Source organism: Bradyrhizobium sp. ORS 278 (assembly GCF_000026145.1).
In the GTDB taxonomy this organism is placed as follows: domain Bacteria; phylum Pseudomonadota; class Alphaproteobacteria; order Rhizobiales; family Xanthobacteraceae; genus Bradyrhizobium.
Genome location: NC_009445.1, coordinates 3,004,405 through 3,019,906 on the forward strand (window position 1 = coordinate 3,004,405; position 15,502 = coordinate 3,019,906).

Below are 15,502 nucleotides of genomic sequence, written 5' to 3' on the forward strand. Positions count from 1 at the left end.
CGCGCCTCCCTGCGATCACGCCGCGAGCCAGATGTCCGGCCGCAGCGGCGTGGAGATGTCGATCCGCTCGGTGACCAGCAGCGGAGCTTGCGTGCAGTCGAACACCCAGGATTCCAGCGGGGTGCGCCGTGACGGCGACAGCAGCAGCGCGGCGCCCGGGCGCTGCCGCTTGACGTTCCAGCCCATGTTCACCGCGGCCCAGCCGATCAGCATGGTCTGCCAGTCGTCGGCGGGCTCGGGGGTATCGTCGAAACAATGCAGAAGCTCGAGCGCGAAGGGGTCGTGGCGAAGCTGCGCATCGGCAAAGGTGAGCCCGGTTCCGAGATGGCGGATCACATGGGCTGTCGCGTCGGACTGGACGTGCCAGCAGGAGCGCTCGAGAAGATCGAAGACCGTCGAAGGAAAGATGCCGTCGTTGAACCGGTAGCGGATCCCCGAGGGCCGCGCGCGGAGGGGTGACGCGCGCAACGGTGGCAGAGGCGGCGCGCCGACCGTCTCGGCCGGCAACGCGCCGAAGGTGATATTGCGCCTGTTGAACTCCATGGCGAACGCCCCGCACCTTTACAACTCCGGACAGTAAATCACGGGTTGGACACGCTGTCAGCCCAGGTGGGGCGAATTCGTGGCAAGTGTGGCATTCGGGAATCGGTTCGCTGCATCCGAAAACTCCAAAAAACAAAGGCCCCGGCGTATGCCAGGGCCTTCGGATTATCAGATGTGAGCGGAGCTGGGCTCCGTCAAGATCAGCGCGAGTAGAACTCGACGATCAGGTGCGGCTCCATCTGCACCGCGAACGGCACGTCCGACAGCGCCGGGATGCGGATGAACTTCGCGGTCATCTTGGAGTGATCGGCCTCGATGTAGTCGGGGACGTCACGCTCGGCCAGCTGGGTGGCCTCCAGCACCACGGCGAGCTGCTTCGAGGCTTCCTTGACCTCGATCACGTCGCCCGGCTTGACCTGGTAGCTCGCGATGTTGACCTTGCGGCCGTTCACCTTGATGTGGCCGTGGTTGATGAACTGGCGCGCGGCGAACATGGTCGAGACAAACTTGGCCCGGAACACCACAGTGTCGAGACGGCGCTCGAGAATGCCGATCAGGTTCTCGCCGGTGTCGCCCTTGAGACGGCCGGCCTCGACATAGATGCCGTGGAACTGGCGCTCGGAGATGTTGGCGTAATAGCCCTTCAGCTTCTGCTTGGCGCGGAGCTGCACGCCGAAGTCGGAGAGCTTGCCTTTGCGGCGCTGGCCGTGTTGGCCCGGGCCGTATTCGCGGCGGTTGACGGGGCTCTTCGGGCGGCCCCAGATGTTCTGGCCCATGCGGCGATCGATCTTGTACTTCGCCTCACTGCGCTTAGTCATCGCGTCCTCTTCAGTCTCTCGTTCGGGTTTGAGGAAACGCGCCCTCCTGTGTGTCCCGGGAACCGGGTCCACCGACAGGCCGATCCCCAAAGCATGAAGGGACAAGGCCACGGGTCGCGAAACGCAACGCGGGCCGAAAGCGGCCCGCGAGCAGGGCGGTTCTTAAGGGAGAAACCGCTGACTTGTCAAACCGGAATGGCTGTCTTTGCAGGTAAATCACCCGTTTGGCCCCCCGACGACGGTAATTTTCGGCCGTGACGCCTCGGATCTCCGTTCGATCTCCGCCAGCGGGCTGCCGGCCGCCGGACAGGCCCGCAGCTCGGCGGCGATCTCGCCGTTCAGCACCTGTTCGAGCCGGATGGCGGTCCGGGCGATCATGGCGCCGTCGGTTACCCGGTGATCCCAGCGGATCAGGATGGGAATCGTCTGGTCGGGCCGGACGACATCGTAATTGACGATGAACGGCCCGGGGCTCAGCGCCAGCAGCTGGCCGCCGCCGCAGGCTGCGATGCTGGTCACCGAGAAATTGCCGAACCAGTTGGCGCGCTGGCGGCCGAAGCTCAGGCCCACCCACCAGGCGAAGCGGCGCAGCGGCAGCGGCAGCCGGGTCGCCCGCATGATCTTGCGGAACATGGCGACGTCCTCGATCGGCGCCTCCTTGCCCTGGCGGATCATGGCGTCGATCTCGGCCAGGGTCATGGTCTCCGGGCCGGACACGCGCTGCGGCAGCACGCAATCCTCGCCGTTCTCGACCCGGGCGATGGTCACGGTGGCGACGCTGCGCGGCAGCTCGTAGAAGCAGGGCCACGGCCATTTGACGTAGAGCGTGCGCAGCACCGGCTCGTCGCGGGCGACCAGGGCGAAGGCCTTCACGAAGACCGCGGCGAAGCCGGGCGGCCGGGCAGAAGTGGCGCGGGCGTCCAGCAGCGGGCCGATCTGGAGCGTGCGGGACAGCGACACGAAGGGCACGTCACACGAGGCACGCATCAGATCGATGATCAGACGGCGGTGCAGCGAGATCGGCCTGGTCTTTCCGCGCATCCTTGAAACCCGTCACTCCCGCCCGTTCTGCTTGGCCTGATCCGTTGCCGGCGGCGGCTGCTGTTAACACCGCCAGCCGGGTCAGGGAAGCGCGGCTCTAGGGCGCGGGCGAGGCGAGCGGCTTGGTCTTGTCGACCACGTAGACGCCGAGCACCTTCAGCCCCTTGTCGCCATGGACCTTGGCGTCGTGGACGACCCCTGCGGGGATCTGGAACGAATCGCCGGGCTTGAGGTGCCGGTCGGGCTGGCCCTCGACGATCAGATCGGCCTCGCCTTCCAGGATGTAGGCGGTCTCCACACCCGGGTGGGTATGCCGGCCCGCGGCGCCGCCGGCCGGGACCTCCGCGATCGCCTGGACGATGGTATGGCCGTCCGGAAAATCGGTCTTGTTCAGCATCGTCCGCTTGATCGCGGGCTGCTGCGCCAGCGCCGCGCCGAGCCCGAGCACGGCCAGCGACAGGCCGAAAATCGTCTTTTTCATCATGAGCTTCTCCCCCAATCTTGGTTTTCGTTCGAAACCTGAAGTGACGGTATCAACTTGCCGAATCAGCGCTTGATCCCCTCGAAGCTTGCGGCAATGCCGCGCTGGAACAAGGACCAGTCGAAGCCGAGCGCCAGCGCCAGGTAGCCGCGCGCGATCATCGCATTGGCCTGCTCGGCGGTGCGCGCCACGCCGCCGATCGGCACGCCAGACTTGAGAATGCCGGCCTCGGCGCGGGCCATCAGCGCCTGCACCTCGGGATCGTCGATCAGCCCGCGCTTGTTGATGGAGGTCGCCAAGTCGCCGGGGCCGATCACGGCAATGTCGATGCCGGGCGTCGCCATGATCTCGTCGATGCGCTCGACCGCCTCGACATGCTCGATCGTGACCATGCAGATCATGTCGTCGTCGGCGGTCGCCATGTACTCGGCCATCGAGACGTTCCAATGGAACGGCGCGTGGAACGGGCCCCAGAGCCGGTCGCCGCGGGGCGGATAGCGCACGCTGCGCACCGCGGTCTCGGCTTCGGCGCGGCTGGAGATCATCGGGAAGTTGATGCCGAGCGCCCCCAAGTCCATCGGCGCCTTCGCCAGATGCGGCGCGTTGGCGGCGATGCGCACCAATGGCACGCAGGGCGTGCCTGATGTCGCGGTGATCATCGCATGCGCGGTTGAGAGATCGATCGGACCGTGCTCGAGGTCGACAATGATCCAGTCGAGCTGTTGCGCCATGATGCGCACCGTCTGGATGCTCGGAATGGTGGCGATGGCGCCGAAGGTCGGCCGCTTGTCGCGCCAGGCCTGTTTGAGGCGGTTGAGCGGCTTGGGCGTTGCGGACATCGGCATGTCTCCGTCAGGCGGGCACGCGGCCGCCGAAATAGGGCGTCAGCACGCGGCTGAGCTGATGCGGCTTGTTCGAGGTGAAGATCATGGTGGCACCGCCGTGATCGACGCGGCCCGACTGCGGGCCGAGCAGGTCGACGACGCGGCGCGCGATCGCGGGAGCCGGATCGATCCAGGCGACTGGCCAGGGCGCCAGCCGCTGCAGCCGGTCGAGCAGCAACGGATAATGCGTGCAGGCCAGCACCACCGCGTCAGTGCGGGCGGTGGGATCGCCGGCATCGCCGGTGAAGCAGGGCGCGATCTCCATGGCGATCGCATCGTCGCTGACGCCGGTTCCGCTGAGCGCCGCCTCGGCGAGCGAGGCCAGTTCCGGCGAGCCGACCAAGGTCACGGCGCAGCCCTGCGCGAAGTCGCGGATCAGCGCATGGGTGTATTCCCGCTGCACCGTGGCCTTTGTGCCGAGCACGGAGACGCGCTTGGTCCTGGATTGCGCGCAGGCCGGCTTGATCGCCGGCACAGTGCCGACGAACGGCGTCGCATAGGCGGCGCGCAGCGGCGCCAGCGTCTGCACCGAGGCGGTGTTGCAGGCGATCACGATCAGGTCAGGCCGGTGGGCTGAGATCAGCTCGCCCATCAGCGGCACCACGCGCGCAACCAGCGCCGGCTCGCTGTGGTGGCCGTAGGGAAAGAACGCGTCGTCGGCCACATAGACGTAGTGTGCATCGGGCCGCGCGCGCACCACCTCGCGCAACACGCTGAGGCCGCCGAGGCCGGAGTCGAACACAAGAATCGTCGGGCGGTGGGTCACGGCGCGAGTGTACCGGATGGTGGCGCTGGGTTCAGGGGGTTTTTCCGCGGCATTTGCCGGGAGCAGGGCGTCCCGATGTGTTCCAATGGTGGTCGCGAAGGTTCAAACATGCATCGGTGAGCCCCCGATGCGACCAAACCTTCAGTGTCATCCCGGCGCACCCGGGATCCATAACCACGGGCGGATATTGGCGCAAAGGCTGGCTGCTCCGTCGTGCCTCCCGCGACCGCCGCGGTTTGATGGGTCCTGCGCCGGCGCCGCGCCGCCGCTGCTTCTTCGGGACGACGATGGTCAATACGGGCGTCATTGCGAGCGAAGCGAAGCAATCCAGAGTCCCGCCCACGACTCCGGATTGCTTCGTCGCTCTGCTCCTCGCAATGACGGCGGTGAAACATGCGGTCTCATCCTCGCACCCGCTGTCGCGTCCGAGTGTTGCTGATCTCTTCGCCCTCTCCAGAATGAGGGCGCGGGGAAGGCCGGGTGCCGGTCGCACCCATGGCCCGCCTGCAGCAAAAAAAGCAGGCGGCAGTCACCACAGGTACGGGCCGGATCATCCGGCCTTCCCCGCGCGTTGGTTGGAACGGCTTATACGTGCTCTCCCCGGGGACCGGCTTTTGACCCCGTCGCCTTGCGCGCTCGTCCAGACTTGGCAGCGCAGGCTTGATCTCGGCACCGGGAGACCAGGACCACACGACTTCGCCGTGCGCATCGGATGGTTCGTCGGCATGATCGCTCACGCTGCAACCCGATACGCCCACCGCATCCCGCACCCAACGCTCGTGACGATCGCGATGCGCCCCTCAAGTGGGACGGGACGCAGCAACATAGCATTGTCTTCCGAAAAACGGAAGTCTTTAAATTCGGATTTTCGGCTGATTGGGTCAGAGCGGCGGACGGTTGCAAAGTCAGAATAATTAGCATTGACTAATGAATTAGTGGTCGCTATTGTTTTGGCATGATCCATCCCGAAACCATCACAACCGTCATGCGGGCCCTGGCTGATCCCACCCGGCGCGCGGTGTTCGAGCGCATCGTCGACGCCGACGAGATCACCGTGGTGGAGCTGACCCGCGGCAGCACGGTCACGCAGGGCGCGATCTCGCAGCATCTGAAAGCGCTGAAGCAGGCCGGTCTGGTCTGCGAGCGCCCCGAGGGTCGCAAGGTCTACTACCGCGCCGAGCCACGCGGGCTGGAGCCGCTGGCCGACTGGATGAGTCATTACGGCGCCTTCTGGCGCGAGCGCTTCGCCGACCTGAGGAAACTGCTGAAGGACATCGATCCATGAATCAGAACGTGAAGCCAGACACGCAGGCCATCGTGGTGGAGGAGATCTTCCCGCATGCGCCTGATGTCATCTGGAGGGTGCTGACGAATGGCGAACTGATCGGCCGCTGGCTGATGGCGCCAAAGGGGTTTGCGGCTGTGGTGGGGACGCGCTTCACCTTCCAGACCACGCCGGCCGGCGAATGGGACGGCACCATTCACTGCGAGGTGCTGGAGGTCGTGCCGAACGAGCGGCTGTCCTACGCCTGGACAGGCGGCCACGCCAGCAATGTCGGCTACGGCGCGCCATTGGCGACGGTGGTCACCTTCAGCCTTGCCAGAGCGGACAACGGCACGCGGCTTCGCCTCGTCCATTCCGGCTTCGTGCTGCCGGCCAACGAGACCGCGTATCGCAAGATGGGCGAGGGCTGGAAGACGGTGGTCAAGAAGCTCGATCAGCTCGTCGGCGACGAGACATCGCCGCAGCGGCCGCATTGACGCCAACGGAGAACCATCATGACGAACGTCTATGCCGGCGGCTGCGCCTGCGGCGCAGTGCGCTACGAGATCAAGGGTGAGCCCGCGGTGATGCTGGATTGCCAATGCCGGCAATGCCAGCGCGACAGCGGCACCGGGCATCAGTCGCACCTCACCTTCGTCGCGGCGGAGGTGAAGGTCGACGGCGAGGTGTCTCACTGGGCGACGACGGGTGACGGCGGCACCGTGAAGCGGCGCGCCTTCTGTCCGACCTGCGGCTCGTCGATGCACATGACGTTCCCGGCGATGCCGGACGTGTTCATCGTGACGCCTGCGAGCCTCGACGATCCCAGCCGCTACAAGCCGCAACTGGTGTCCTGGACCGCGGCCGGGCAGGCCTGGGATCATCTCGACCCGGCGGTGCCGACATTCGAGAAGATGCCGCCGCGGTGAATGGGGCTCTGCGGTGACAGTGCCGGCTGGTCACCATCGTCTGATAGGATACGCTTCACCGAAATCTCCGAACCACAGACCCAAACCGCTCGCTGGCGCGTTTATGCTCCGGCACCGGAGTCGGTGTATAGGAGATTCCCGTGGGTCCAGAGCCTGCACCATCGACCGTCTACTTCGACGGCTCATGTCCGCTGTGCCAGGCGGAGATTGGTTACTACAGCCGCACGGACGAGGCGGGCGCGCTGTGCTTCGTCGACATCTCGCAAGCCGGCGCCGAGACTCCGGACGGCATGACCCAGCAGCAGGCGATGGCGCGGTTTCATGTGCGCGCCGGTGATGGGCGCCTGCTTTCGGGCGCCGCGGCATTTGTCGAGGTCTGGCGGCGTTTGCCGCGGTGGCGCTGGGCAGCGCGTGTGGCGTCGCTGCCTGGAGCGCTGGCGGTCCTGGAGCTGGGCTACCGATTGTTCCTTCCGGTGCGGCCGCTGATCTCCCGCGGCCTTGGGCGCATCCTCCAGCGTCGGGAGCAGGAGGGACGCGGAGCGTGACCGGGCAGGCTGGCGGCGCGATGTCGCGCTTCATCGACTGGTTCTTCCGCAACCCTGCGACCGGCGAGATCACGATCGCGCAGATGCCGAACCCGGCGCTGTGGATCGCGCTGCTGGGCAGCGCCGTCGGCTGGATCTGGCATCCGCAGGGCCCGACCGGCGACAAGCTGGATTGCCTGGTGAAAGCCAGTCTCGTCGTCTGGGCCGTCGACGAAATCGCGCGCGGCGCCAATCCCTGGCGGCGCTGCCTCGGGGCCGCCGTGCTCATCTATGAAGTCACGACCTTGCTCTGATCGATCTGCGCCGGGGATGTGAGCGGCAGTCCACCGTCCCAAGCCATCCTGATATCGAGGGAAGTCTTCAGCAATTTGCGAGCTACGCGGTGGTCTGGCGTCGTTGCGCCACTTGGTAGCGCTGATGCCGGCATTGCCGAACAGGAGCGCGGTGCCAGTAACCGTGCCCGCTCCCCTTGTGGGAGAGGGCATGTAGGTGGCGCGGCATATTCACTTGGGTGAGGGATATCTCTCCACAAATATTAAATGCGGAGAGATACCCGACCGCGCATGCGGATCGGTCGTACCAGCCCTCTCCCACAAGGGGAGAGGGCGCTTTATCCGGCGGCGTCGTTGGCCATGACATCGCTCGTGAGAGGTGGGTGCCCACCCCGAGGACCGTCAACGTAGCGGGCCACGGCGTTTCCGGGCCCCACCTCAGTCCTCGTCGTCCTCGGCTTCCTCGAGCTCTTCCAGCTCCTCGCTCGCGTGATCAATCACGTCGATCGCCTGCTGGACCTCGACGAGGCTCTTCACCGCAGTTTCCGTTTCGCCCTTCTTGTAGCCGGCCGCGACGGCCTTGGCCAAATTCAGGCGCAATTCGACCAGCACGTTGCGCGCGGTCAGGTAGACGTCGAGGTCGTTGTCGGCCATGGTGCTCCTCGTCAAGGCGATCCCGTACGATTGGTAGCGGCGGCGTATGGCGGGCATGTGTCGGCCCGGGCGTGTGTCGGCTGATCGCTGTCGTGTCGCGAACCATGGGGACAGGCGGCCTGCGTTGCGAGAGGGGGTATGACGCCATGACGAGCCTGATGCGAGGCGACGGCACGGCTGCGCCTCTGCCCGCCCTGAGGGCTAACGCAGATCCTGCCGCTTCGGCCAAGCCGGGGCGTCCCAGACCGTCGCCCAGTCATCGTCGTGCCGGCAGCTTTCCTTCTGGACGTCGATGCGAACGAGCGCCGGCCCTGAATCATATTGGCCTAGACGATAAGTGTAGCGGGTGGCCGGATCGCCGCACAAGTCCGACCGGATCTCGACTTCGAACACGCTCTTCTCACTGTTCCAAGCGATCACGCCCGGCTCCGGGGCGACAATAAAGCCGCGATCCGGGGCAGCCATCGCGAACCGTTGAAGTTGCGGCCGCCTTATATCCGCGAGATCGAACATCTGTTCGCGCCCGACCATGGCGAAGCATGGGACAATCGCGAACTTTCGCCGCTCGATGACAAGGAAGCGGACCGGTCGCGATTTGAGATCCTCCTTGTACCGGCAGCCGGTCTGTTCGATGGCTCGTACGAGCTGCCTCGGCAAGAGGTCCGGATCGTGAATCTCGAATCCGGTTTGCCCCTTGAAGTTGATGCCGTCGAAATCGCGGTTCTCGAGCTTTATTATATGCGAGGCCTCGTCGTCGCCGCGCGCGGGCGCGGCCGCGGTAATCAGACAGAGTGCGGTGATCATAACTTGCGCGACGGGAAAGCGACGCATGATCCTCATGCCGGTCAAAGGACTCACCGCTGCGACGCCAGCTCCCGCAGCCTTGCATGCCGCGCCAGCGCGTGCGCGACCAGCTCGTCCATCAGCGCGGGCTGGGGCAGGCCGGCGGCCTCCCACATCTTCGGATACATGCTGATATTGGTGAAGCCGGGAAGGGTGTTCACCTCGTTGACGTAGATCTCGTCGCCCCTGACGAAGAAGTCCACGCGTGCGAGGCTCTCGCAGCAGAGCGCGCCGAACACCTCGGTTGCCATCTTGCGGATGCGCTGCGCGACGGCCGGCTCGACCTGCGCCGGGACGTGCAGCGCGGCGCCGTTGGCGTCGGTGTATTTGGCTTCGTAAGAGTAGAAGCCGTGGCTGTTCGCCGGCACGATCTCGCCAAGCTCCGAGGCTTTGATCTGGCCGTCGGCATGCTCCAGCACGGCGCATTCGATCTCGCGCACCGGCGCGATGCAGCGCTCGATCAGGATCTTGCGATCGAAGCGCAACGCAAGCTGGCAGGCGGCCTCGAACTCGGCTGCGTCGCGCGTCTTGGAGATGCCGACGGAGGAGCCGAGATTGGCGGGCTTGACGAACAGCTCGGACGAGCCCACCGCGCGGGCGGCGTCGTCGTAGCTCACCGGGGATGCAGCCGTCATGGTGACGAACGGAACGATCGGCAGGCCGGCATCGCGCAAGAGCCGCTTGGCGACGTCCTTGTCCATCGCCGCCGCCGAGCCGAGCACGCGCCCGCCGACATAGGCGACATCGGCGAGCTCGAGCGCGCCCTGCACGGTGCCGTCCTCGCCGTTCGGACCATGCAGCACCGGAAAGATCACGTCGAAGGCGAGTTCGCGCGGGGCGGCAGCGCTGCCGTCGATGGCGAGCGCGCGGCCCCGGCCCGCAGGCAGCAGCACGATTTGCGGGCCATCGGCAGGCACGATCAGCGCCGCACTGGTCGCATCATTGACGGCGTCGGCGAGCACCCAGCGGCCGTCATGGGTGATGCCGATCAGCGTCAGCGCGTAGCGGCCGGCATCGAGCGAGCGAAAGATGTTGGCAGCCGACGCGCGTGAGACGTCATGCTCCGCCGAGCGCCCGCCGAACAGGATCGCCACACGGATTCGTTCTGAAGTCATCGTCCGTCACCAGGCTGAGCCACGACGTGACGACCGTAGCGCGAGAGGCCGGCGCGTGGCAATTGACGTGCCTTGCCGGCAGATATCCGACACCTCGCGTCGCCGTCGCCGCGCCCCATGCGCGGCGCGGATGAGGAGAGGTCCGGCCGCGCCTCGGTCGCTCGCTAGCGGTCGCCATCGGAGCACACGGCAATGCTGCCGCCCGAATGCATGCAGTTGCGATAGCGCGGCGGCTCGACGAAGCGGCCCGACCAGATGCCGCGGGCGGCGCGGCGGGCGGCGAACTGGTCCGTCATGTAGGCGCCGTGCGAATATTGCGGCTCCTCGATCGCCAGGCCGCGCGACACCATGAACCGTCCGAGATCGCCGCCGCTGGCAGCGCAGCGCGCGACGATGCGACCGTAGCGGTCGCCGTCGACGGGCGTGCACCGCACGAGCCTGCCGCGCGTCAAGCCATCCAGCATGTTGGCGGCCAGCGCGCCACAGCGATACGGCTTGCGGTCGCGGCCGCGGCAGAGCTGCGCGCTCTCGGGCGCATCGATGCCCCAGAGGCGGATGCGCGCGCCATGAATGTCCAGCGTGTCGCCGTCGACGATGCTGGCGCGGCCGATCAGATCGGCGGCGGCGAGAGGCTTGATGGCGAGAATGAAGAGACCGACACAGGCGAGGGAGAGGAGGGATCGTCGCAACATCGGCACCTGGCGCTGAGGGTTCGATCGTCGGATCGCGAATCGACCGCCGATCATGCGGTCTTATACCCAAGGCGTGGCGCGCGATGTGGCGACCGCTGCGAGATCAGCAGGCCGCTATTCGACTGCTGCGTGCGATCAACGCTCGAAGGTCAGCGGGATGGGTGTCTGTCGCGTGCGGCGCGCTCGACCTCGGCGGCGAGCGAGCTCAGATGCTCCGCCAGGCGGGCGAACAGCTCGCGCTTGTCGCGGTCGGTGGCGAGATCGCGGATCAGCGCGCATTCCGCTGCGTCGGCCCGCAGCTTTTCTGGCTGCGTCATCAACTGTGACATGTTCCGCTTCCCTGCGCGCCGGCAAGTTTCGAAACCACGGTTGATCAACATTGTTCCGCTGCGTCCGAAGATTTTTCGATCGGCTCGTTCGTGGCCCGATCAGGGTACCTTTGAAAGGCGCTTGTGATGCGCTGACCGAACAAGCGCGCGCTAACGCTCGCCAGGCCACCATGTCGACGCCGGATATGCGGCCGAGATCTTGGTCTCGCGCAAGGCCACCAGCGCGCTGCGCTTATAAGGGCGTCCAGTGCGCCGCGAGCAATCCTGGCAGCGCATGTAGCGCTCCAGCTCGTGGATCGGCGTGGTCTTGGCGCGTCTGATGATGTCGAGCGCGACGGTCTGATTGGTGTCGCAGCCGAGGCAGCGCACTTCGAGATAGTAGTAGCCGGCGTTGAGCGCGTCGCCGAGCAGCGGCGAAGGTTGCGCGGGGCCCTTGTAGCCGAGCATGCGCTTGTTCCAGGCGTCGCACGCGAGACGGTCGGCTTCCTTGCGGGCGCGCGCGGCCTGCTCCTGCGCGATGCGGATGCCGGCACCATAAAGTCTCTCGCGCGATTTCGTCGTCATGCCGGCATGATCGGCGCTGCGGGGCGCATCGGCAAGCCGCTAGGGTTAGCGGGCCCGATGCGAACAGATACAAGGCCTTTCGCGGGTGGCGCTACGATACCGCCGGGGTCGCAGAGACAAATTGCTAGTATGACTTTTTGGGACGAGCCATCTTCGCGATCAGCGAGTGGACACTCGCGGGCGGCAGTTCATCGTCTCAGCGCGCTTTCTGGCGCAGCCGCTCCGATGCTTAGGTCGGAGCCGCAATGGCGGACGGGATTTCACGTCGCGCACATTCAGTTCCGCCCGGCGAAAACAATGCAGCTCAACGCAACTACACGAAAAAAGTTCCAAAAATTTTGAGTGGCTTCGGCAGTTCCTTTGAGCTTGTTCCGCAGCACACCCGGCGATAGACCTTGCGCTCGGGGTCAATCGTGCGCGCGGGTCAGATTTTTTCGAATTGGATCGTTCGACGCAGGCCGTGGTCGCCAACCACGTTTCTGCTCACGGCTGTTGCCGTCGCTCTGTCCACTGCGAGTCGCGCCGGGCTCGACGAGGCCGGTGCGACACTGTCCTATGCGCCGTTCTTTCCGGCCATTCTGTTCGCGACGCTGGTCGGCGGACTGCCGGCGGCCATTTTTGCCGCGTGGCTGTCGGCCGCGGTCGTGCTGATCGGCTTCACCGATCGTCCGGGTCATGAGGAGGCGGTCAATCTCGTCGCGTTTCTCGCGGCGTCGGCGCTGGTCATCTGGCTCGCCAATCTCTGTCGCGACGCGCTGTTGGAGCTGAAGCGCAGCGAGCTTGCGCGCGAGCTGCTGCTCGCCGAGCTCAGGCATCGCGTCAATAATCAGCTGGCGGTGTTCCAATCGATCGTCCGCTCCAGCCTGTCGAATGAGGATCACGACAAGGGGGAGGCGATCGCGCTCCGGCTCGATGCGGTCGCGCGCGCCAACACGATCGCGTGGTCGAGCCAGCGCGTCATGACGCTGCGCATGCTGCTCGATGCCGAGCTGCAGCCCTATCGCGCCTCCGGCCTGGTGGCGGTGGAGGGACCGGACCTGCCGCTCGGCCCCGAGGCGATCCGCAATCTTGCGCTGGTGTTTCACGAGCTCGCGACCAACGCGGTGAAGTACGGAGCGCTGCGCGGCGATCGCGGCCGGCTCGAGGTGCTGCTCGCGCAGGATGGCGGACGCAGCTCCGTCACCTGGCGCGAGCTGTCGGGCCATCCCGTCACGCCGCCGGCGGGCGAGGGGTTCGGCACGCGCATGATCCGCGCCAGCCTCGCGGCCATCGGCGGCAGCATCGAGCAGGATTATCGCGAGATTGGTCTCGTGTGCCGCATCAGGTTCGATGCGGACGTGTAGTCCGTTTGCCGGCGTGCCGATCCATCGCCCGGATCCGCATCGACGAGGTGATGAGGTTCCTCGTGGGACGAGGTCGGTTCCATGATTGCCGGTCTGAAACGGGCGCATCGCTGCCGCGTATGTTCTAGATGGACCGACGTGACATGATGCTGGTGCTGGGAGTGCTGCTGATCTCGATCGTGATCACCTGGCTCGGCACCGACTATGTTCTCAACCATGTCGTCATCCCGCTGATCGACGACGGCCGCATCGATCGCCCCGATCTGCCTACACCCTGATGAGACGACCTGACGGTGGCGGACACCAGTTGTCCGTGTCGCGGAACGAGCGGCTGCTTGATCGCCGGCGCGAAACGTCTCACCATCGCGCAAACGCCGCGCGGGAGTGACGCGCGTGCAGGGGCGGGAGACATCCGATGAAATGCTATGAGCTGCAAGGACCGGGCGGAATCGATGCGCTGGCGCTGGTCGACAAACCCGTGCCGACGCCCGCGCGCGGCGAGGTGCTGGTGCGGATCGCCGCCGTCAGCCTCAATTATCGCGATCTGCTCACGGTAAAGGGCGGCTACGGCTCCAGGCAGAAATTTCCGCTGGTGCCGCTGTCGGACGGCGCCGGGGTCGTCGAGGCGGTCGGCGAGGGCGTATCCACATTTGCGCCCGGTGACCGGGTGATCGGCAGCTTCTTCGAGAGCTGGACAGGCGGCGAGCCGAGCGAGACCAAGATGCGCGGCGCGCTCGGCGGCGCGGTCGACGGCACGTTGAGCGAATATCGCATCTTTCCCGCGCAGGCGCTGGTGAGAACGCCGGCGCATCTCACCGACATCGAGGCGGCGACCTTGCCGTGCGCCGGCGTCACCGCCTGGAGCGCGGTGGTCAAGCTCGGCGGCATCCGGCCGGGCCAGACCGTGCTGACCCAGGGCACCGGCGGCGTGTCGATCTTCGCACTGCAGATCGCGAAACTGGCCGGCGCGCGGGTGATCGCGACGTCGTCGAGCGAGGCGAAGATCGCGCGGCTGACGGAGCTCGGCGCCGAGGTGACACTGAACTACAAGACCACGCCGGACTGGGGCAAGCACGCACGCGAGATCACCCGGCACGGCGTCGATCTCGTGGTCGAGGTCGGCGGCGTCGGCACGCTCAACGAGTCGATCCGCGCCACCAGAATCGGCGGCATCATCGCCTTCATCGGCGTCCTCGCCGGCGCGCCGGCATCCGAGCTGCGCCTGCCGCTGATGGTGATGCAGCAGCAGCGGCTGCAGGGCGTCACGGTCGGCTCCGTCGACGACCTGCAGGCGCTCGCCAATGCGCTGGCGCTGCACCAGGTCAAGCCGGTGGTCGACCGCGTGTTCGCCTTCGCCGAGGCCCGCGAGGCGTTCCATTACATGTCGAGCGGCGCGCATGTCGGCAAGGTCGCGATCGCGTTTGGCTGACGGTTGCAGCCGTCTCTACCGCACACCACACACGCGTTGCCGCAGTCCGCTCTTGCCGCCGTCATTCCGGGCGCGCGCCAGCGCGAGCCCGGAATCCATACCCACGGGAGCGTGTATGGCGCCAATGATCGTCGAGCCAGTCGTCGGTACAAGATCGTTCGGGGGTATGGAATCCGGGCTCGTCGCTTCGCGCCACCCCGGAATGACGGGCGGAGAGAGACGGGCTGCTAGCGTCGCGGCGATGGGGGATGCTGCTTGGGTAGTTTGAGCTGCCAGCGGCCATTGACGCGTTCGACCGCGGCTGGGAACGGCTTCATCTCCTGCCCGACCTTGAAGGTCGCGATGAGCTTCACGCGGTCGTCGCCATCCCAGCCGGCGAATTCGTAGAACGTGTAGTCGTCGTCGGGGACGAGATAGGACCAGCCCCCCAGCTTGAGGTTCAACGGCGTGGCGACGATGTCCATGCCGTTGCCGCAGCCGGAGGGACCTTCGCTGGAGCAGACCGAAAACAGCCAGCGGTGGTTCGGCGAACAGTGCGGCGGCGAATGGATCTTGGTCTCTATGCCGCGATTGAGCCGCAGCAGCATCCATTCCACGCCCTCCCAATAGCCGATCTCGATCAGCAGCAGTTCGTGCTCTGGAAAGTAGCCCACCAGCTTGTACTCGACCGAGTCGTCCTCGTGTCCGAGCAGATCATCCGGAAGCCGGGTCACGTAGCTTCTGGTGAAACCATCCCTGAATGTGATCTCCAGCGCCTTGCCGTTGCGCCGGGCGACGTCCTTGAGCTGAGCGAGGCAGGCCTGCTCGTCGCGATCGAGATCCGCCTTGCCGGTGTCGCCCTTGCAGCGGCCGTCCTGCGACGGATGCTGCGACATCGCATAGGGGATGTCGGCCCATGCTGCAGCAGGAGTGATCGCGGTCGCCAGCGCGATGAGAACCGTGACGAAGATATATTGCATTTGAACGATCCAGCGTTGCCGTCCCCGGTGA

Annotated in this window: 21 protein-coding genes; 8 read left to right on the top strand and 13 right to left on the bottom strand. The window is 66.0% G+C overall.

Annotated elements, in window-relative coordinates; translation table 11 throughout:
* Nucleotides 1–15: 15 nt before the first annotated feature.
* From BRADO_RS13120 to murI, 6 genes are all read right to left on the bottom strand, one after another.
* On the bottom strand, nucleotides 16–543 hold the full coding sequence (locus BRADO_RS13120) for a hypothetical protein (protein WP_244423031.1): 528 nt from the start codon (nucleotides 541–543) through the stop codon (nucleotides 16–18).
* 200 nt (nucleotides 544–743) lie between these two features.
* Nucleotides 744–1,361: a 30S ribosomal protein S4 gene (gene rpsD, locus BRADO_RS13125; RefSeq protein ID WP_011925811.1), complete on the bottom strand. Its 618-nt coding sequence runs from the start codon at nucleotides 1,359–1,361 to the stop codon at nucleotides 744–746.
* 216 nt (nucleotides 1,362–1,577) lie between these two features.
* On the bottom strand, nucleotides 1,578–2,402 hold the full coding sequence (locus BRADO_RS13130; RefSeq protein ID WP_011925812.1) for a hypothetical protein: 825 nt from the start codon (nucleotides 2,400–2,402) through the stop codon (nucleotides 1,578–1,580).
* A 97-nt stretch (nucleotides 2,403–2,499) separates the two neighbouring features.
* Nucleotides 2,500–2,886, bottom strand: a complete 387-nt coding sequence (locus BRADO_RS13135; RefSeq protein WP_041756451.1) for a cupin domain-containing protein — start codon at nucleotides 2,884–2,886, stop codon at nucleotides 2,500–2,502.
* A gap of 62 nt (nucleotides 2,887–2,948) precedes the next feature.
* Nucleotides 2,949–3,722, bottom strand: coding sequence for an HpcH/HpaI aldolase/citrate lyase family protein (locus BRADO_RS13140; protein ID WP_011925814.1), 774 nt, complete (start codon nucleotides 3,720–3,722; stop codon nucleotides 2,949–2,951).
* A 13-nt stretch (nucleotides 3,723–3,735) separates the two neighbouring features.
* The gene (gene murI, locus BRADO_RS13145) at nucleotides 3,736–4,533 is read right to left on the bottom strand and encodes a glutamate racemase (RefSeq protein ID WP_011925815.1); all 798 of its coding nucleotides are present in this window, start codon (nucleotides 4,531–4,533) and stop codon (nucleotides 3,736–3,738) included.
* Nucleotides 4,534–5,488: 955 nt separating this feature from the next.
* Between murI and BRADO_RS13150 the strand changes: the two genes are divergently transcribed.
* The 5 genes from BRADO_RS13150 to BRADO_RS13170 all read left to right on the top strand — a co-directional run bounded on the left by BRADO_RS13150 (nucleotide 5,489) and on the right by BRADO_RS13170 (nucleotide 7,564).
* A complete protein-coding gene (locus tag BRADO_RS13150) occupies nucleotides 5,489–5,818 on the top strand; it encodes a helix-turn-helix transcriptional regulator (RefSeq protein ID WP_041756453.1) in 330 nt (109 codons plus the stop codon).
* Nucleotides 5,815–6,294: an SRPBCC domain-containing protein gene (locus tag BRADO_RS13155; RefSeq protein ID WP_011925817.1), complete on the top strand. Its 480-nt coding sequence runs from the start codon at nucleotides 5,815–5,817 to the stop codon at nucleotides 6,292–6,294. Before BRADO_RS13150 ends, BRADO_RS13155 begins: the two co-directional genes overlap by 4 nt.
* A gap of 18 nt (nucleotides 6,295–6,312) precedes the next feature.
* The gene (locus BRADO_RS13160) at nucleotides 6,313–6,726 is read left to right on the top strand and encodes a GFA family protein (protein WP_011925818.1); all 414 of its coding nucleotides are present in this window, start codon (nucleotides 6,313–6,315) and stop codon (nucleotides 6,724–6,726) included.
* 140 nt (nucleotides 6,727–6,866) lie between these two features.
* Nucleotides 6,867–7,271, top strand: a complete 405-nt coding sequence (locus tag BRADO_RS13165; protein ID WP_011925819.1) for a thiol-disulfide oxidoreductase DCC family protein — start codon at nucleotides 6,867–6,869, stop codon at nucleotides 7,269–7,271.
* A gap of 20 nt (nucleotides 7,272–7,291) precedes the next feature.
* Entirely contained in the window at nucleotides 7,292–7,564 is a 273-nt protein-coding gene (locus tag BRADO_RS13170; protein ID WP_011925820.1) for a hypothetical protein, read from the top strand.
* 417 nt (nucleotides 7,565–7,981) lie between these two features.
* Here the strand turns inward: BRADO_RS13170 and BRADO_RS13175 are convergent, their stop codons facing one another.
* The 6 genes from BRADO_RS13175 to BRADO_RS13200 all read right to left on the bottom strand — a co-directional run bounded on the left by BRADO_RS13175 (nucleotide 7,982) and on the right by BRADO_RS13200 (nucleotide 11,740).
* Nucleotides 7,982–8,197, bottom strand: coding sequence for a hypothetical protein (locus BRADO_RS13175; RefSeq protein WP_011925821.1), 216 nt, complete (start codon nucleotides 8,195–8,197; stop codon nucleotides 7,982–7,984).
* A 201-nt stretch (nucleotides 8,198–8,398) separates the two neighbouring features.
* Nucleotides 8,399–9,028, bottom strand: a complete 630-nt coding sequence (locus BRADO_RS13180) for a hypothetical protein (RefSeq protein ID WP_011925822.1) — start codon at nucleotides 9,026–9,028, stop codon at nucleotides 8,399–8,401.
* A 23-nt stretch (nucleotides 9,029–9,051) separates the two neighbouring features.
* Nucleotides 9,052–10,155 (bottom strand): D-alanine--D-alanine ligase family protein, encoded by a 1,104-nt coding sequence (locus BRADO_RS13185; protein ID WP_011925823.1) that lies wholly within the window; start codon nucleotides 10,153–10,155, stop codon nucleotides 9,052–9,054.
* Nucleotides 10,156–10,319: 164 nt separating this feature from the next.
* On the bottom strand, nucleotides 10,320–10,847 hold the full coding sequence (locus BRADO_RS13190; protein ID WP_011925824.1) for a thermonuclease family protein: 528 nt from the start codon (nucleotides 10,845–10,847) through the stop codon (nucleotides 10,320–10,322).
* 149 nt (nucleotides 10,848–10,996) lie between these two features.
* Nucleotides 10,997–11,176 (bottom strand): hypothetical protein, encoded by a 180-nt coding sequence (locus BRADO_RS13195; protein WP_157872558.1) that lies wholly within the window; start codon nucleotides 11,174–11,176, stop codon nucleotides 10,997–10,999.
* 150 nt (nucleotides 11,177–11,326) lie between these two features.
* Entirely contained in the window at nucleotides 11,327–11,740 is a 414-nt protein-coding gene (locus BRADO_RS13200) for a hypothetical protein (protein WP_011925826.1), read from the bottom strand.
* Nucleotides 11,741–12,153: 413 nt separating this feature from the next.
* Between BRADO_RS13200 and BRADO_RS13205 the strand changes: the two genes are divergently transcribed.
* From BRADO_RS13205 to BRADO_RS13210, 3 genes are all read left to right on the top strand, one after another.
* Nucleotides 12,154–13,083 carry an HWE histidine kinase domain-containing protein gene (locus tag BRADO_RS13205; RefSeq protein WP_244423032.1) on the top strand — a complete coding sequence of 310 codons (930 nt, stop codon included), beginning with the start codon at nucleotides 12,154–12,156 and terminating at the stop codon, nucleotides 13,081–13,083.
* A gap of 128 nt (nucleotides 13,084–13,211) precedes the next feature.
* Nucleotides 13,212–13,361 carry a hypothetical protein gene (locus BRADO_RS34970; RefSeq protein WP_157872559.1) on the top strand — a complete coding sequence of 50 codons (150 nt, stop codon included), beginning with the start codon at nucleotides 13,212–13,214 and terminating at the stop codon, nucleotides 13,359–13,361.
* Nucleotides 13,362–13,498: 137 nt separating this feature from the next.
* On the top strand, nucleotides 13,499–14,512 hold the full coding sequence (locus BRADO_RS13210; RefSeq protein WP_011925829.1) for an NAD(P)-dependent alcohol dehydrogenase: 1,014 nt from the start codon (nucleotides 13,499–13,501) through the stop codon (nucleotides 14,510–14,512).
* 227 nt (nucleotides 14,513–14,739) lie between these two features.
* On the opposite strand, the gene BRADO_RS13215 is transcribed toward BRADO_RS13210, so the two are convergent.
* Complete coding sequence (locus BRADO_RS13215; protein WP_011925830.1) at nucleotides 14,740–15,471, bottom strand: hypothetical protein; 732 nt, start codon at nucleotides 15,469–15,471, stop codon at nucleotides 14,740–14,742.
* Between the last annotated feature and the right edge of the window lie 31 nt (nucleotides 15,472–15,502).

Excerpts from the sequence above, each read along its gene's own strand:
- BRADO_RS13120 (WP_244423031.1), bottom strand. The coding sequence starts at position 543 with ATGGAGTTCAACAGGCGCAATATCACCTTCGGCGCGTTGCCGGCCGAG.
- rpsD (WP_011925811.1), bottom strand. The coding sequence starts at position 1,361 with ATGACTAAGCGCAGTGAGGCGAAGTACAAGATCGATCGCCGCATGGGC.
- BRADO_RS13130 (WP_011925812.1), bottom strand. The coding sequence starts at position 2,402 with ATGCGCGGAAAGACCAGGCCGATCTCGCTGCACCGCCGTCTGATCATC.
- BRADO_RS13135 (WP_041756451.1), bottom strand. The coding sequence starts at position 2,886 with ATGATGAAAAAGACGATTTTCGGCCTGTCGCTGGCCGTGCTCGGGCTC.
- BRADO_RS13140 (WP_011925814.1), bottom strand. The coding sequence starts at position 3,722 with ATGTCCGCAACGCCCAAGCCGCTCAACCGCCTCAAACAGGCCTGGCGC.
- BRADO_RS13150 (WP_041756453.1), top strand. The coding sequence starts at position 5,489 with ATGATCCATCCCGAAACCATCACAACCGTCATGCGGGCCCTGGCTGAT.
- BRADO_RS13155 (WP_011925817.1), top strand. The coding sequence starts at position 5,815 with ATGAATCAGAACGTGAAGCCAGACACGCAGGCCATCGTGGTGGAGGAG.
- BRADO_RS13160 (WP_011925818.1), top strand. The coding sequence starts at position 6,313 with ATGACGAACGTCTATGCCGGCGGCTGCGCCTGCGGCGCAGTGCGCTAC.
- BRADO_RS13170 (WP_011925820.1), top strand. The coding sequence starts at position 7,292 with ATGTCGCGCTTCATCGACTGGTTCTTCCGCAACCCTGCGACCGGCGAG.
- BRADO_RS13175 (WP_011925821.1), bottom strand. The coding sequence starts at position 8,197 with ATGGCCGACAACGACCTCGACGTCTACCTGACCGCGCGCAACGTGCTG.
- BRADO_RS13180 (WP_011925822.1), bottom strand. The coding sequence starts at position 9,028 with ATGCGTCGCTTTCCCGTCGCGCAAGTTATGATCACCGCACTCTGTCTG.
- BRADO_RS13185 (WP_011925823.1), bottom strand. The coding sequence starts at position 10,155 with ATGACTTCAGAACGAATCCGTGTGGCGATCCTGTTCGGCGGGCGCTCG.
- BRADO_RS13190 (WP_011925824.1), bottom strand. The coding sequence starts at position 10,847 with ATGTTGCGACGATCCCTCCTCTCCCTCGCCTGTGTCGGTCTCTTCATT.
- BRADO_RS13195 (WP_157872558.1), bottom strand. The coding sequence starts at position 11,176 with ATGTCACAGTTGATGACGCAGCCAGAAAAGCTGCGGGCCGACGCAGCG.
- BRADO_RS13200 (WP_011925826.1), bottom strand. The coding sequence starts at position 11,740 with ATGACGACGAAATCGCGCGAGAGACTTTATGGTGCCGGCATCCGCATC.
- BRADO_RS34970 (WP_157872559.1), top strand. The coding sequence starts at position 13,212 with ATGGACCGACGTGACATGATGCTGGTGCTGGGAGTGCTGCTGATCTCG.
- BRADO_RS13210 (WP_011925829.1), top strand. The coding sequence starts at position 13,499 with ATGAAATGCTATGAGCTGCAAGGACCGGGCGGAATCGATGCGCTGGCG.
- BRADO_RS13215 (WP_011925830.1), bottom strand. The coding sequence starts at position 15,471 with ATGCAATATATCTTCGTCACGGTTCTCATCGCGCTGGCGACCGCGATC.